14 protein-coding genes and 1 tRNA gene are annotated in these 12,556 nt (G+C 50.2%); 10 read left to right on the top strand and 5 right to left on the bottom strand.

Features of this window, described 5'->3' with window-relative positions; translation table 11 throughout:
* Positions 1-683 precede the first annotated feature (683 nt).
* The 5 genes from rutA to ACL2XP_RS18180 all read left to right on the top strand — a co-directional run bounded on the left by rutA (position 684) and on the right by ACL2XP_RS18180 (position 4,277).
* Positions 684-1,787 carry a pyrimidine utilization protein A gene (gene rutA, locus ACL2XP_RS18160; protein ID WP_413734406.1) on the top strand — a complete coding sequence of 368 codons (1,104 nt, stop codon included), beginning with the start codon at positions 684-686 and terminating at the stop codon, positions 1,785-1,787.
* Positions 1,784-2,533, top strand: coding sequence for a pyrimidine utilization protein B (gene rutB / locus ACL2XP_RS18165; RefSeq protein ID WP_413734408.1), 750 nt, complete (start codon positions 1,784-1,786; stop codon positions 2,531-2,533). Before rutA ends, rutB begins: the two co-directional genes overlap by 4 nt.
* A 45-nt stretch (positions 2,534-2,578) precedes the next feature.
* The gene (gene rutC, locus ACL2XP_RS18170; RefSeq protein WP_413734410.1) at positions 2,579-2,971 is read left to right on the top strand and encodes a pyrimidine utilization protein C; all 393 of its coding nucleotides are present in this window, start codon (positions 2,579-2,581) and stop codon (positions 2,969-2,971) included.
* A 27-nt stretch (positions 2,972-2,998) separates the two neighbouring features.
* On the top strand, positions 2,999-3,781 hold the full coding sequence (gene rutD, locus ACL2XP_RS18175) for a pyrimidine utilization protein D (protein ID WP_413739214.1): 783 nt from the start codon (positions 2,999-3,001) through the stop codon (positions 3,779-3,781).
* Between the two features lie 238 nt (positions 3,782-4,019).
* A complete protein-coding gene (locus tag ACL2XP_RS18180; protein WP_413734411.1) occupies positions 4,020-4,277 on the top strand; it encodes a DUF1883 domain-containing protein in 258 nt (85 codons plus the stop codon).
* Positions 4,278-4,833: 556 nt separating this feature from the next.
* On the opposite strand, the gene ACL2XP_RS18185 is transcribed toward ACL2XP_RS18180, so the two are convergent.
* Positions 4,834-5,013, bottom strand: coding sequence for a general stress protein (locus ACL2XP_RS18185; RefSeq protein ID WP_413734413.1), 180 nt, complete (start codon positions 5,011-5,013; stop codon positions 4,834-4,836).
* 472 nt (positions 5,014-5,485) lie between these two features.
* Between ACL2XP_RS18185 and wrbA the strand changes: the two genes are divergently transcribed.
* The 4 genes from wrbA (at position 5,486) to ACL2XP_RS18205 (ending at position 8,718) form a co-directional block, all read left to right on the top strand.
* Positions 5,486-6,085, top strand: coding sequence for an NAD(P)H:quinone oxidoreductase (wrbA, locus tag ACL2XP_RS18190; RefSeq protein WP_413734414.1), 600 nt, complete (start codon positions 5,486-5,488; stop codon positions 6,083-6,085).
* A 184-nt stretch (positions 6,086-6,269) separates the two neighbouring features.
* Complete coding sequence (locus tag ACL2XP_RS18195) at positions 6,270-6,479, top strand: YccJ family protein (RefSeq protein ID WP_413734415.1); 210 nt, start codon at positions 6,270-6,272, stop codon at positions 6,477-6,479.
* 115 nt (positions 6,480-6,594) lie between these two features.
* Positions 6,595-7,968 (top strand): NAD-dependent succinate-semialdehyde dehydrogenase, encoded by a 1,374-nt coding sequence (locus ACL2XP_RS18200; protein ID WP_413734416.1) that lies wholly within the window; start codon positions 6,595-6,597, stop codon positions 7,966-7,968.
* A gap of 546 nt (positions 7,969-8,514) precedes the next feature.
* Entirely contained in the window at positions 8,515-8,718 is a 204-nt protein-coding gene (locus ACL2XP_RS18205) for an Hha/YmoA family nucleoid-associated regulatory protein (RefSeq protein WP_413739216.1), read from the top strand.
* Between the two features lie 179 nt (positions 8,719-8,897).
* Here ACL2XP_RS18205 and ACL2XP_RS18210 read toward each other — a convergent pair whose 3' ends face one another.
* From ACL2XP_RS18210 to ACL2XP_RS18225, 4 genes are all read right to left on the bottom strand, one after another.
* Positions 8,898-9,188 carry a hypothetical protein gene (locus ACL2XP_RS18210; protein ID WP_413734418.1) on the bottom strand — a complete coding sequence of 97 codons (291 nt, stop codon included), beginning with the start codon at positions 9,186-9,188 and terminating at the stop codon, positions 8,898-8,900.
* A gap of 493 nt (positions 9,189-9,681) precedes the next feature.
* The gene (locus tag ACL2XP_RS18215; RefSeq protein WP_413734419.1) at positions 9,682-9,948 is read right to left on the bottom strand and encodes a sigma-S stabilization anti-adapter protein IraP; all 267 of its coding nucleotides are present in this window, start codon (positions 9,946-9,948) and stop codon (positions 9,682-9,684) included.
* A 213-nt stretch (positions 9,949-10,161) separates the two neighbouring features.
* Positions 10,162-11,085, bottom strand: coding sequence for a nitrogen assimilation transcriptional regulator NAC (gene nac / locus ACL2XP_RS18220; RefSeq protein WP_413734420.1), 924 nt, complete (start codon positions 11,083-11,085; stop codon positions 10,162-10,164).
* Positions 11,086-11,445: 360 nt separating this feature from the next.
* Positions 11,446-11,533: transfer RNA gene (locus ACL2XP_RS18225), tRNA-Ser, on the bottom strand.
* A gap of 297 nt (positions 11,534-11,830) precedes the next feature.
* On the opposite strand from ACL2XP_RS18225, the gene yccA reads away from it, so the two are divergent.
* Positions 11,831-12,490: an FtsH protease modulator YccA gene (gene yccA, locus ACL2XP_RS18230; RefSeq protein ID WP_413734421.1), complete on the top strand. Its 660-nt coding sequence runs from the start codon at positions 11,831-11,833 to the stop codon at positions 12,488-12,490.
* Positions 12,491-12,556: the final 66 nt, after the last annotated feature.

The following is a 12,556-nucleotide window of genomic DNA, read 5'->3' on the forward strand; positions in this document are numbered from 1 at the left end:
TCAACCGCAGCATAATCAAAGCACCATTAATTTTCCAACCTTAAACAGAACCTATATTTCGGTGTGATATGCTTTTATATTTGATTTGACGGCTGAGGATGAGAATTGATGCTAAATAGGTTTTTATTATCAGTGATAATATCGTTAATCAACGGCGGTTCATCAATGCCGATGTCGGTGTACTAAAATGGCATACAGACACCCGGCGCGGACACCCGCGGCTTCTAAAGCGCTATTTTATCCTGTCAGCATTACTTCTTTTTAGCCATCGCTTTAGCCATCGCTCATGAAATTACTTAAAACGCTAACGCCGCCGATAACGGCTTATTGCCGCTGATAAGACCTGCATAATATTGAACGGCGGCATCATAGCGCCTCCCCCGGCGCAGCTCGCAAGAGGGTGGATTTTACGGGCATCTTTGGTTCATTGGGGCCGATATCTTGCCTGCTTACCGTGCACATTCCTTTTACAGGAAGCTGGCTTTTTAATCAATTCGGCAATCCTCAACATACCTAACTTTATAATTATTTGATAATAATGGATAAAAATAAGCTGGCATCACCTTTGCATTAGATTTAGCAATAGCTTTTGCCGTAGCTTTCTTAAGCGCTGATGGATGCGCAGTGCTGATGTTATTGGCGTACAGTCACGATAACCCAGTCCGATAATGCTGAGGTGTGAGATGAAGATAGGCGTTTTTATTCCCATCGGTAACAACGGATGGCTGATATCAAGCCATGCTCCCCAATACAAGCCAACATTTGACTTAAACAAGGCCATAGTGCTTAAAGCTGAATTTTATGGTTTCGATTTTGCGCTCTCGATGATTAAACTGCGCGGTTTTGGCGGTAAAACGGAATTTTGGGATCATAACCTGGAATCATTCACCCTGATGGCCGGACTGGCGGCAGTAACGTCCAAAATAAAAATTTATGCCACTGCGGCAACCTTGACCCTGCCGCCCGCTATCGTAGCGCGCATGGCGGTCACCATAGATTCTATTTCAGATGGGCGTTTTGGCATCAACGTGGTGACGGGCTGGCAGAAACCGGAATACGAGCAGATGGGATTATGGCCCGGCGATGACTATTTTGGCCGTCGTTATGATTACCTCGCGGAATATGTGCAGGTGCTGCGGGATTTATGGGGTACGGGCCGTTCCGATTTCAAAGGGGAATTTTTCCAGATGAATGATTGCCGCGTAAGTCCGCAGCCACAGACGCCTATGACGGTGATCTGCGCCGGGCAGAGCGACGCCGGTATGGCTTTCTCGGCGAAATATGCCGATTACAACTTTTGTTTTGGCAAAGGCGTCAATACGCCGGCCGCTTTTGCGCCCACCGTGCAACGAATGAAACAAGCCGCCGCAAGCGCAGGCCGTAATGTCTCCTCTTATGTACTGTTTATGGTAATTGCGGATGAAACCGACGAGCAGGCGCGAGCCAAATGGGAACATTATAAAGCGGGCGCGGATCGGGAGGCATTGGCCTGGCTTACCGAACAAAGCGCGAAGGACACGCGTTCCGGACCGGATACCAACGTTAGGCAAATGGCGGACCCCACATCGGCGGTGAATATCAATATGGGTACGCTGGTTGGCTCGTTTGCCAATGTGGCGCGCATGCTTGATGAGGTAGCCGGCGTTTCCGGTACTGAGGGCGTATTGCTGACGTTTGATGACTTCCTGTCGGGGATTGAAAATTTTGGCCGTTTTATCCAGCCGTTAATGGCGTGTCGCGCCGACATCATTCATCCGCAAGCGCACGGTTCACAGGAGGTCGCATGAATTTTTCAAATGATTTTTCGCGCAATGAATATAAAGCTGGCAAAACCCCATTAACATTGGCCGCCCGTCCCGAAGCGATTTCGTTTACCGCTGATAGCTCGGCATTAATTGTGGTGGATATGCAAAATGCGTACGCCACGCCGGGAGGATATTTGGATTTGGCGGGGTTTGATGTCTCGGCAACCGCCCCGGTCATTACCAATATCCAGAGGGCGGTCGCCGCCGCCCATGCGGCCGGCATCCAGGTCATCTATTTCCAGAACGGCTGGGATGAGCAATATGTGGAAGCCGGCGGCCCCGGCTCGCCAAATTGGCATAAATCCAATGCGTTAAAAACCATGCGCGCCCGCCCGGAGTTAATGGGCAAATTGCTGGCGAAAGGGGGTTGGGATTATGATTTAGTGGATGCATTACAACCTCGCGCGGAAGATATCATCTTGCCCAAACCCCGTTATAGCGGCTTTTTTAATACCCCGCTCGACAGCATTCTGCGCTCGCGCGGTATTCGACATTTAATTTTTACCGGTATCGCGACTAATGTCTGCGTGGAATCGACGCTGCGCGACGGTTTCTTTCTTGAGTATTTCGGAGTGGTGCTCGAAGATGCTACCCACCAGGCCGGCCCGGCTTTTGCGCAGCAGGCGGCGCTTTATAATATCGAAACGTTTTTCGGCTGGGTTTCCAATGTGGAGACGTTTTGCCAGGCGGTGGATTTTGTCGCCGAGCCTGCCGAACGGCGCGCCTGAAACGCCGTCCCGCAGAAGTTAATCGCCTAATCGAGGTCATCATTTATGCCAAAAACCGTCATCATCCCGGCCGGCACCGGTATGCCTTTAGCGCCCTACGTTCCGGGAACCCTGGCCGACGGCGTAGTCTATGTTTCCGGAACGCTGCCGTTAGATAAAAATAATAATGTCGTATACGTCGGTGATGCCGCCGCCCAGGCACGCCATGTGCTGGAAACCATCAAAAGCGTGATTGAAACCGCCGGCGGCACGATGTCGGACGTTACCTTTAATTCAATTTTCATAACCGACTGGGCAGACTACGCCGCCATCAATGAAGTCTACGCTAGCTATTTCCCCGGCGATAAACCGGCGCGATTTTGCATTCAATGCGGATTGGTAAAACCGGATGCAAAAATTGAGATTGCCTCGATCGCGCATCTGGGTATTGGCGCGTAAATACGCCAGGAGCGGTAACGGATGCAGATGCACTATGAAATAATCGGCAGGCAAGACCCCAAAGCGCCAGTTATTCTCCTGTCGGCAGGTTTGGGTGGCCATGGGGCTTTTTGGCGGCCGCAGTTAGCGATGCTGGCCGCATCATTCCAGGTCATCATCTACGATCAGGCGGGTACCGGCATGAGTCAGACGGTATTACCCGAAGGGTACTCACTGCGCGATATGGCTGAAGATGTCGTCAAACTGTTGGATAAATTAGCGATCGGGCGCTGTTTTTTTATTGGCCACGCGCTGGGAGGAATGATTGGCCTGGAGCTGGCGTTGGCCTACCCCGCTCGTCTCGAACGTTTAATCGTCGTGAACGGATGGCTGAAGCTGGATGCCCATACCCGCAGGTGCTTCGAGCTGCGCATGGAACTCCTGCGCAACGGTGGCGGAGCAGCCTATATCCGCGCCCAGCCTTTTTTCCTGTATCCGGCGGACTGGTTATCGGCGCGTGATGGGCAATTGCGACAGGAGCATGAACAACAAGTCCGGCATTTTCAGGGCAGCGCTAATTTACAGCGCCGGCTGTCCGCGCTGATGGCGGCAGATTTTACCCACCGGCTTGCTGCATTGATAACGCCGGTTTTGGTGATAAGTAGCCGCGACGATATGCTGGTGCCCTGGCCTTGTTCCCGGCTTTTGGCGGCGGCCCTGCCGTGCGCGGAACTGATAGAGATGACCTACGGCGGTCATGCAATGAGCGTCAGCAATAGCGAAGTGTTTAATGATTTACTGGCTGATTATCTTAAGCGGCATAGCGATTAATCGTGATTACTGTTAATTCAAGAGATTAAAGATCCTATTTGCCGCCAAAAACGCGGTAGCTTCGGTCGGACATTCAACTATTTTTGTTAAACTCAATAAAATTTGATTAAAGTCATAAATTTTAAAGCCACTCAATGATTTTATAACAACAGCGGTTCTTTTGACCTGTCAGTGATGGCCTTCACGCAAATACTGTCAGGCAAAGAAAATTTATCATTGAGATTGGGGAGTTCGTTCCATGTCCATCATTCGCACCCGGCTAAAATTATTTGGTGGTGACACCGTAGTGGTCCACTGTTCTGAAAAATGCAATATCCACCTGCTTTGCGAAAACCAACCGTCCACCAATCATTCGACGCTGGGCTTTGGGGATATCCTTGGCGTTAGCGATCGCGCCTCGGCCTATCTCGGCGTACCTTATAGCGGATTATGGAGCGTAGTAATCGATGCCCAAAGCGAAAGCCCCGAGCATTCGGTGAGCTATCTGCCCGCGTAAGGCCGGTGCGTTATTAAGGTGCGTTATGTTAGGGATCTCGCCCAGGTAAGGGCCGCGGTAGATCGCGGGCTGTAGCGAAAACGGTTCGATTCAGCGCCGCCGCTAAACAGGGTGGCCGGCGCGCGCGTTCAGCTATGAAAAAGCCGCCGGGGATACCGGCGGCTTGGTGGTAGGCGCAATGATTGACTGAGTTCACCCGCGCTTAAGTATGCGGATTGCAGGCTTAAGCTTATTGGCACTTATGTTGCTTATATTACCATTGAATCACAACAGTATATGAGTCACGATAATCTTGCGACTCACTACGTACCCTACAACATCTATATCTATCAACTATTATACTGCTGTACATCTGCTGGTACTGCTTTAACTACTGACGAACTGCTTGTCATACTGCTATTACTGCTAATTGCACTACTACTGCTAATTGCACTACCTGATTTCACTCTTTAATATCAGGGTGAATTATCATTACGCCTTGCGGCGACCGATCCAGCCGTCTACTACCCGTCCTGCCGGCCACAATGCCGCTTGTTCCAGCGGAAACAGCAACGTACTACGAAGAACTTTTACGGCCGCTGCTACTGCTGCGGCCGCCCTTCGCACCCGCGCTGGATGCTCTTTGCGGGTCATTTTTAAAATTCCCCCCGCTGTGCTGACCACCTTTTTTACCTGCTTCTGATGCTCTTTCACGATCTTCAGCAAAGTTACCTGAACCGCCACGATGTTCGGTCATTGTTAACCTCCGAGTTTGGATTAAGACATCATAATGCTTTTGGAGATAATATATAATGCTGCATCATTACCTCCTCAACAGCGCCCGTATTAAAAAATACTACATTCCGACGCTGTGATTATTAGTATAGCCAATCCCACGGCAGCGAAGTGAAATATTAATATTCAGAAACAAAATACGAACCCAATACAATGCGTTAAAATTTACCCTGCGGGTTATCTGTTTGAAACAAATACCTAAAACTACAAAAAAAATATTATAAAAAAAAGCGCCTCAGTAATATATATTAGCAATTCAGCTCTTTCCCTCGACCACACTTAAGAATAGTCCTATCTCAGAGCGGCTACCGTATTTGCATTATTCATTTGCATAGTCCGGGTAACCTATTATGGTTAAAGACATCATTCTCATTGCCAGGCACCACGCGATGAGGCCTTATTATTCGTCACTTAACTTAGAAGGAAGCGCTTATATGGCAAAAATCCTGGTCCTTTATTACTCCATGTATGGCCATATCGCCACCATGGCCGAAGCCGTAGCGGAAGGCGCGCGTAAAGTCAGCGGAGCCGAGGTCACGCTTAAACGGGTGCCTGAGACTATGCCGGCGGATTTGTTTGCCCAGGCGGGCGGAAAATCCTTCCCCGCGGTTGAGCAAGCAAAACCTCATGAGCTGGCCGATTACGATGCGATCATTTTTGGCACGCCAACCCGCTTTGGCAATATGAGCGGGCAAATGCGTACTTTCCTCGACCAAACGGGCGCTTTATGGGCTTCCGGTGCCCTTTACGGTAAAATTGGCAGCGTATTTACCTCCACGGGCACCGGCGGCGGCCAGGAGCATACCATTACGTCTACCTGGACCACCTTGGCCCATCATGGTTTTATATTAGTGCCCATCGGCTATGGGGCAAAGCAGCTGTTTGACATCACGCAAGTCAGGGGCGGCACCCCTTACGGCGCATCAACGCTGGCGGGTGGCGATGGTTCTCGCCAGCCTTCGGACCAAGAATTGGATATCGCCCGCTACCAGGGAGAATATGTGGCGGGGATTACCCTTAAAATGAAGGCGTGAGTAGCGTCCACCGTGGTTTGAACGCGGTCGCCGGCCCACCGCCGGCGCCGCGGGTCTGGCGCTCCGGGCCGCGCCAGAGCAAAATACCGATCTTCCTCTATACTTATGATGGTGACTACCTGATATGCGGGTGTAGCCGCACACCGCTTACCACCGTTCCCCCCTGAATGATTAAGGAGACACCATGGCAGATGATATCCAATCATGGGCAAAGATCCGCGAGACATCCATTGAAATTGCCGAAGCCATTTTCGAAGTGGCGAATAATGATGAAGCTCTTGCCCAAAAACTGTGGGAAGACGGCAGCGATGAAGCGCTGGAAATAGCTTTTGCCAAGACCTCCAAAGATAAACTTTTTTGGGGCGAAGAAACCGTTGAGCGTAAAAACGTCTAATACCGCGCTAGCGCAATACTCCAGTTTTCTCGGGCACCTTTTGGCTTTCTAAACCTTCTTGCCCAGCGCTATATACACTTTCCGTACATCTTATTTTATTATAAGGAGCTGTTTTATGGCTTATAAATCGATTAATCCAGCAACTAATGAACTGATACAAGAATATTCGCAACATGATGACGCCTTTGCCGATCGGGCATTATCACGCGCTCATCAGCTCTATAAATCCGACTGGTCGAAAGGCGCCATTGCTCCGCGGGTACAGATGTTAAAACGTTTAGCGGATAGTATTGATGCCCATGCCGAAGAATTAGCGCATATTGCCAGCACTGAAATGGGTAAATTGATAGGGCAAAGCCGCAGCGAGGTCAAGCTGTCGGCGCAAATCGCCCGTTACTACGCGGAAAATGCCGAGCGTTTTTTGGCCCCCGTTCCTTATCCCTCCGAACTGGGAGACGCCTGGGTGGAAAATCATCCCATCGGCGTGCTGATGGCGGTTGAACCATGGAACTTCCCTTACTATCAATTAATGCGCGTGGTGGCGCCTAATCTGGCCGCGGGCAATCCCATTTTAATGAAGCATGCCAGTATCGTTCCCCATTGCGCCGAGCGGTTCGAACAGCTCGTTAATGAAGCCGGCGCGCCCCCTGGGGCATACACGAATCTATTTATCAGTTCCGGACAGGTAGCACGCCTGATAGACGATGAACGTATCCAGGGCGTCGCACTGACCGGTTCTGAAAAAGCCGGGGCCAGCGTTGCGGCAGCGGCGGGCAAAAATGTTAAAAAATCCACCCTGGAGCTTGGCGGTAATGATGTGTTTATTGTGCTGGAAGACAGCCCGTTGGATTTCACGGTGAAAAATGCCGTTAGCGGCCGGCTCGATAATGCCGGGCAAGTTTGTACCGCCTCAAAACGCTTTATCGTGCATGAAAAAATTGCCAGCGGCTTTATCGACCGGCTTGCCGCGGCTTTTACCGCAGTTAAAATTGGCGATCCCCTGGATGAGACCACTGAATTAGGACCGCTCTCATCCAAAGAGGCGCTGGAGGGACTGACTGCCCAAGTGAATAAGGCGAAAGAGCACGGCGCCAAGGTGGTCTGCGGCGGCAAACCCGTAGAACGCAGCGGTAATTTTTACCAACCGACCATCCTCACGCAAATCCAGCGCGACAATCCGGCCTATTTTGAAGAATTCTTTGGGCCTGTGGCGCAAGTCTATGTGGTCAAGGATGATGACGAAGCCGTTAAGCTTGCCAATGACTCCCATTATGGCTTGGGCGGAGCCATATTCACCCAAGACATACAACGCGCTAAAACCATGGCATCGCGCATTGAAACCGGTATGGTTTATATCAATTCTCCCACCGGTACGGCGGCAGAATTGCCATTCGGGGGTGTCAAACGCTCGGGTTATGGCCGGGAATTATCGGATCTGGGCATTAAGGAGTTTGTAAACCAAAAATTAATCGTTGTCGCAAAACAATAAGGCGGCATTCTAACCCGTACACCGGCGGTGGGCGCCAGCGCGCTGCCGGTAGTCTTACAAAATAGAACGCTAATAAAATAGCCTTATAATCAATCTCTGTTATTGGTTATTAGGCTGAATAGGTAGATTTGATACTTTTTAGCGTTTTACACTGTTGTATCACTGATATTCACCTATCTAAAATTTTCAGCAGCCCTCGCAAAATGAACATTTAACCGGCAAAGCGGTTCAAACAGCGCGACATGATGATATGCTATCTTCACTATCGGACAGGTATGTAAACAAATACAGGCAAATGGCTTGCCCCGCATCTTCCCCATTTATGCTGGTTTTTTACTTACCTGGAATGAAAACTATTTTATTAAGTGACCTCTGCGCGAAGATAAATCTGTATCAAATCAATGGATCGCCACCTGCATATTGTGCCACTACCTGTTTTATTATTCCATCCGGCCGTGGCGGAAAAATTTGATCCGGGTGATAACAAGGCAATCATAACGACTGTTTTTATAATTATCATCACTTATAACGGATGAATGCATGTCTATGGATAAAGTCGATTTTTTAATGAGATTGCGGCGATGCAGCACGGTTGAGACGCTGGAAAAAGTGGTGGAACATATGCCGCAGAGACTTTCGGATAGCGAATTGGTGGAATTTTACGGCGCGGCGGATCACCGTTTGGCCGAACTCACCATGGGGAAGCTTTACGATAAGGTTCCCCCCACGGTATGGCAATATGTCCGCTAAAGGGATTGGCCATTCAACTGACCACCTCCGCCGAGCTGCCCGCCTGGCGACGATATGCGCGGCGAAAGCGCGGCATTAACCAAGGAGCAGCGGCACCGGACGTAATATAATGGCGAACCTGGCAAACGCGTGGGTAAGTTTTCGCGCCATGGCTTATCGCCTGGACAGTTAGTGGACAGCTAGCCGACCTTTTGCTGACGATTGCCGGTTCGGCCACGCAAAAACTCAAAACCCAGCTCCGTGACCCCTCCCGTCACCAACACCCGCGAAAAAATTAACCTGTCGGTAAAATCACCTATGCCAAACTGACATTGTTCCACAAGCCCTTCACTGTCCGCGTAACTGATCGCTTTTGCTATCAGTTGAAACTTGTCCAACGCCTCTTGCGTGCCGCCATCGGGGGTAAACAGCTTTCTACCGGCACAGATCTCTTCGAGCGTATTTTCGAGGATAAACCCTAGTGTTTTCATAATCATTGGCCTACTAATGAAAAACCATTGCGAACTTATGAAGCAAAATAATTATCAGTTATTTAAAAAGTATATTCAACAAGCCCAAGAATGCTCGTGTAAAAAAAAATTAATAATATCTCTCTACAAATAGCGCTTAACTTAGTCGAAAATGCCTTTTCATCCCCTCTGTCCCATGTTTTATATGTAACTCTGGTCCACCGTGCTTGACGATTGTCGTTAGCGCTGGTCAGTCACTTATGTAGTGAAAAATATAACGGCCGCCATGCGGCGCGAGGTGATGATAAAATCGGGTAATGATAAGTAACCCAACCAACCGCCTTATCTTAATGCGTATTACCTTACCCTGTACCTATGCAAGTAAAACGTAGGCTGGGCGAAAGCCAGGCCTCCTTCTTGTGCGGATGGGGCAAATGAAAGAAGCCTTTAATTAACTTGTCGGCGACGATAACCGCCGTTTACGCCGGCTATATATACTTCTGTTTCGCATTTTTTACCGCCGTTTGGCTACGGCAGTGATGCGGTCAATATTACTGCTGAGGAGCTCTATATCCGAACGATAGGTAATATCCGTACGTGCGCGCATTTCATCCAGCGCCTTTTCCACGGTGCCGACGATTTCATCGGTTTTTTCTCGGCCAAGCGATGAAATCAGCGCTGCAACTAATATTTCCAATGATTCAACCATGGCGTGCAGTTCTTTTTCTGCCGCTTCTTTCTGGGCAAGTGTTATCAACAATTGAGATAGTAAGCTGTTCATTGTGGCTCCTAGGAGTGAAAACGTATGCCTGACAGGCTTATCAGCGCCATAACCCAGCCTAATTTTAGACAGCATAATAATTGAGAAGCTTAATTTATATCAAGTGAATGTTATAGAATTATCAATGGTTTTCCCTTCATTAAAACATAAAAAAAACGGCTGCCTGAGAAGGGCAGCCGTTTTTTAGGGACGGGTCGCACAACATCAAACAGGCTAGCTGGCCAAAAGCAACGCCTGTTTTTCCTGCGCGGGACGCGCGGAGCTCGCCAAGGATGTCAGCAGATTTTTAACCACCGTCGCAGAGGGCGACAACGGTAATCGCGACGACATATTCAAGGTCAAGGGCAGCGGCAAGCCAGGACTGATAATACGCGACATCCAGGCATTAGCCGACCGAACCACGGCCGTGGCGGTCGACTCCGGCAGCACCGCCGCGCCCATGCCGCTGGCTACCGCCGCGGTCAAGGTGGCGATAGAATCGATTTCGCCGATAATCTTGGCGCTCAGGCGCCGCAGGGAAAACGCTTCGTCCACGCGCTTGCGAATAGCCGAAAAATCGCAGGGCAGGAATAATTGCCGGCTGGCGACGTCGCTTAATTCTATATTTTTTCCGGGGTTATCCTGCGTTCCCACCAGATAAAGATCCTCTTTTAGCAGCGATAAGCTATTAATCCCGGCATAAATCGCAGGATCATAATGCACCGCTAAATCCAAATGGCCGCTGCTCACCTTTTCGTTAAGCACCGTAGAACTATTTTCGTGCAAATAGACGGTTAACTGAGGGTATTGATCCCGCACGGACTGTAATAAAGGCATAATCAGCGGGCAGGAAGATGTCCCCGGCGCCAGTCCGATGGAGACCTGGCCATTCAAGGTTTGATCGACGCTACCCACGGCCTTCTGCGCTATTTCACACTGCTGTAGAATTGCCCGGGCGTGGGAATAGAGGATTTTACCCGCTTCGGTGGGGGTAACTCCCCGTTTCGTCCTGACAAGCAGTTTTTGGTCTAATTCACTTTCCAGAGTGGCAACCTGCTGGCTTAGTGCCGGTTGCGCAATATGCAGAACTTCCGCCGCCTGTGTCAGGCTACCGATATCGACGATTTTCACAAAATATTTGAGTCGTCTTAAATTCATTTCTGCCTCCGTCGCAGCTTCACCGTTGCTAATGAAGAAAATAAATGCAAGAAGCAGACCAGAAAATAATTTTACTGCGGTTAAAATGATAAAAGTAGGATTTTACGGTTAAATAAGAATAAGTTATGGCTTCTTCCCTACTCTTTGTCCCGTCGACTATCTCCGGCAGGATTCATTGCCGGCCGTGCGCGGCCGCTTGCCTTGCACCATTAAGACGCACCGCCGCGCCGAATGGTGCTGGTCGCCTTAAGGCATTTGCACAGTGCTGCGTAATGATGATGGTGAAAAGATAGGGCGCCGTGATGGGAATTCATTCAGGAAAAACAGGCTTTTTGCGTGGGGATAAACGTCAAGGGAAGATGGCGGAGGAGTAGAGATTCGAACTCTAGAACGCTTGCGCGTCGCCGGTTTTCAAGACCGGTGCCTTCAACCACTCGGCCACTCCTCCGCAACGAGGCGAACTATAAACAGAGTCCTTTCTGTTGTAAAGAGCGTTTTGTTCTAATCGCTTGAAATTTCATCGATAGCATGGGTTTAGTGGCGGTCAGGCAACGCTGACCGGCCGAAAACGGCCATTTTTCATGCATCTGCCGGTGCCAGAGCGCCTGCACGCGTAAAGAAGGGTAAGCCGGTGCCAGAGCGCCTGCACGCGTAAAGAAGGGTAAAACGGTTTTGCCCGGCGCGGCCGACCCATTAATCTAACGGTGAAATATTCTCGATCACATCACCAATAAGAGGCAATCCCATGGATCGTTTGGTCGCGGCATCCTCCCGTGAGCGTTCGTTATTAAGCACCCATAAGGTGTTGCGTAATACTTATTTCCTGCTGTCGTTGACGTTGGGGTTCTCCGCGCTGACGGCAACCGCCAGTACCGTCCTGCATTTACCCGCACCCGGACTGCTGCTGATGCTGGCGGGCTTCTACGGTTTAATGTTTTTGACCTATCGGCTGGCCAATAGCCCGGCGGGCATCCTGGCGGCCTTCGCCTTCACCGGTTTCCTGGGATATGCCCTCGGCCCCCTGCTGGGCATGCTGCTGGCGTCAGGTGCCGGTGAAATGATTATGCTGGCCCTTGGGGGCACTGCCCTGGTGTTCTTCGCGTGCTCCGCCTACGTATTGACCACCCGCCGGGATATGTCGTTCCTGTCGGGCATGATGATGGCGGGATTCGTGGTGCTGGTGGTGGCGGTGATAGCCAATCTGTTCCTGCATATCCCGGCGCTCTCCCTGGCGATAAGCGTGCTGTTTATCCTGTTCTCTTCGGGCGCTATTTTATGGGAAACCAGCAATATCATTAACGGCGGTGAAACCAACTATATTCGCGCCACGGTGGGACTGTATGTTTCTCTGTACAATATTTTCGTTAGCCTGCTCAGCATCCTTGGCGTAATGCGCAGCAACTGATTATCCCTTCCCGCGTACCCCAGGCCCCGCGTTAAGCGGGGTTTTATTTTTTCAATGTGCGGTAAA

This window comes from Sodalis sp. RH21, from assembly GCF_047324175.1.
Lineage (GTDB): Bacteria > Pseudomonadota > Gammaproteobacteria > Enterobacterales > Enterobacteriaceae > Acerihabitans.

Excerpts from the sequence above, each read along its gene's own strand:
- rutC (WP_413734410.1), top strand. The coding sequence starts at position 2,579 with ATGCCAAAAACCGTCATCATCCCGGCCGGCACCGGTATGCCTTTAGCG.
- ACL2XP_RS18200 (WP_413734416.1), top strand. The coding sequence starts at position 6,595 with ATGGCTTATAAATCGATTAATCCAGCAACTAATGAACTGATACAAGAA.
- rutA (WP_413734406.1), top strand. The coding sequence starts at position 684 with ATGAAGATAGGCGTTTTTATTCCCATCGGTAACAACGGATGGCTGATA.
- ACL2XP_RS18205 (WP_413739216.1), top strand. The coding sequence starts at position 8,515 with ATGGATAAAGTCGATTTTTTAATGAGATTGCGGCGATGCAGCACGGTT.
- rutD (WP_413739214.1), top strand. The coding sequence starts at position 2,999 with ATGCACTATGAAATAATCGGCAGGCAAGACCCCAAAGCGCCAGTTATT.
- ACL2XP_RS18215 (WP_413734419.1), bottom strand. The coding sequence starts at position 9,948 with ATGAACAGCTTACTATCTCAATTGTTGATAACACTTGCCCAGAAAGAA.
- wrbA (WP_413734414.1), top strand. The coding sequence starts at position 5,486 with ATGGCAAAAATCCTGGTCCTTTATTACTCCATGTATGGCCATATCGCC.
- ACL2XP_RS18195 (WP_413734415.1), top strand. The coding sequence starts at position 6,270 with ATGGCAGATGATATCCAATCATGGGCAAAGATCCGCGAGACATCCATT.
- yccA (WP_413734421.1), top strand. The coding sequence starts at position 11,831 with ATGGATCGTTTGGTCGCGGCATCCTCCCGTGAGCGTTCGTTATTAAGC.
- nac (WP_413734420.1), bottom strand. The coding sequence starts at position 11,085 with ATGAATTTAAGACGACTCAAATATTTTGTGAAAATCGTCGATATCGGT.
- ACL2XP_RS18180 (WP_413734411.1), top strand. The coding sequence starts at position 4,020 with ATGTCCATCATTCGCACCCGGCTAAAATTATTTGGTGGTGACACCGTA.
- ACL2XP_RS18185 (WP_413734413.1), bottom strand. The coding sequence starts at position 5,013 with ATGACCGAACATCGTGGCGGTTCAGGTAACTTTGCTGAAGATCGTGAA.
- rutB (WP_413734408.1), top strand. The coding sequence starts at position 1,784 with ATGAATTTTTCAAATGATTTTTCGCGCAATGAATATAAAGCTGGCAAA.
- ACL2XP_RS18210 (WP_413734418.1), bottom strand. The coding sequence starts at position 9,188 with ATGAAAACACTAGGGTTTATCCTCGAAAATACGCTCGAAGAGATCTGT.